Source organism: Collinsella sp. AF31-11, from assembly GCF_003475605.1.
Classification (GTDB): Bacteria; Actinomycetota; Coriobacteriia; order Coriobacteriales; family Coriobacteriaceae; genus Collinsella.
Genome location: NZ_QRQS01000035.1, coordinates 1 through 1,520 on the forward strand (window position 1 = coordinate 1; position 1,520 = coordinate 1,520).

Below are 1,520 nucleotides of genomic sequence, written 5' to 3' on the forward strand. Positions count from 1 at the left end.
GGCCTGCCAGCCGACGTTGGAGACGTGGGCCTCGACGGATACGGCGTCAGCAATCTGTTCTTGAGACGCGGCTCCATCCATTTCAAGTGAGATTTTAAGTGCCTCGAGATTAAGGCCCCTACCCGTCGTTCCGGCAACCTTACCCGAACCAACCGGATCCATCCAGCCAATATTCTGCACATGGGCAGAAACACTTACGTTCTTGACGGTCAGCTGATTGCTTACGGCAGAATCGTCAGCAACGACCTCGCTTCTATCTGCGGATGAACCCTGTTGCGCGTCTTGAGACTCGTTAACAACAGGGGACGCATTCGACTCTTGTCCTTCAGAGTCTGAACCATCATCAAAAGCGTTCGAGTCTTCAGAATTCAAATTAGTTGAGTCAGTAGATCCGTTAACTGAATTATCAGCATATACAGCAGTCACGGCCCATGATTGACCCATGAGCAACACAGCAGCCATGAGAATAGAAACGGACACATCAAAGAGACGTCTCACGATTCCACCTTCCTTCATCAATAAACGAACCTACTTAAGGACAACCGCCTGTGCCCCTCGTTGCGAGTATAACGAAGCAATGCGCTGGGCGGAGTTAGAAACATAGCCAGCGAGTGAATCAGCGATGTAAACGGTACCCAGGGAACGATTAAAGCCCCTAAGAACGACGGTATGGGAATTGGTGTAGGTTCGATAGACCCTTCCGCCATATGCCTGGGTCGCATAGCAGCTTCCCAAGTTTTGCATACCAATGGTTGACCAGATAATAACGGGATGTCCGGCTTCCAAATAGGAATAAAGATCATAGAAACCAGTGCCTGTGACGTCATGCGCCCGCAAACTGCTTCCACGACTGATCAAAAATGAATTAGCTGTGTTGGTCAGTCCAGGAGCGGATATGCAGTTTCCATTCGAAGCACTATGCGGATTACCCCAAAACGCCGTCACAAAATCCCAGCTGCTCTTAGGCATATACGCATCTGCAATAACGGTTTTGCCCAGCCCAAATCCGTAATAGTTGAGCGCATTAGTCAATGCAACGGACTCGCAACCAGTCGGAAGCTCAGGATTCTGCATTGTGCAGGGAACGTTGAGAACAACCGAATTCGGATGCAATGGGCGGTCCCTGTACGCGCCGTCCGTGGGGCCCGGTGCCGCCGAGCCCTTCGCGAGGATGCGGACCTGGAGCGCCTCGACGCGGTAGCCGATGCCGGTCGTGCCGGCGCGGGCCCCGTCGCTCGCCCACCCGAGCCAGCCGTAGTCCTGCACGTAGGCGCGGTACCACACGTCGTAATACTCGGAGAGGCCGCCGGTCAGGCGCATCTTGACGCACTCGACCGCCCTGCCCTGGCCGGTGGTGCCGGCCACGGCGCCGCCCGAGACCTCGTCCTGCCAGCCGATGCCGGAGACGTGGGCGCTGTAGGACAGGCCGCCGGAGACCGGCGAGGAGACCTCGGCGGCGATCGCCTCGACGGCCCGGGCCTGGCCGGTGGTGCCGGCGGTGCCGCCGTTGCCGACGGCGG

General features: G+C 56.7%; 1 protein-coding gene and 1 pseudogene. Both read right to left on the reverse strand.

Annotated features, from left to right (window positions below; genetic code table 11):
• A pseudogene (locus DWZ22_RS10075) lies at window positions 1–516 on the reverse strand (hypothetical protein); the annotation flags it as partial.
• Between the two features lie 12 nt (window positions 517–528).
• The coding region (locus DWZ22_RS10080; RefSeq protein ID WP_118406052.1) for a C39 family peptidase at window positions 529–1,520 on the reverse strand (992 nt) is incomplete at its 5' end.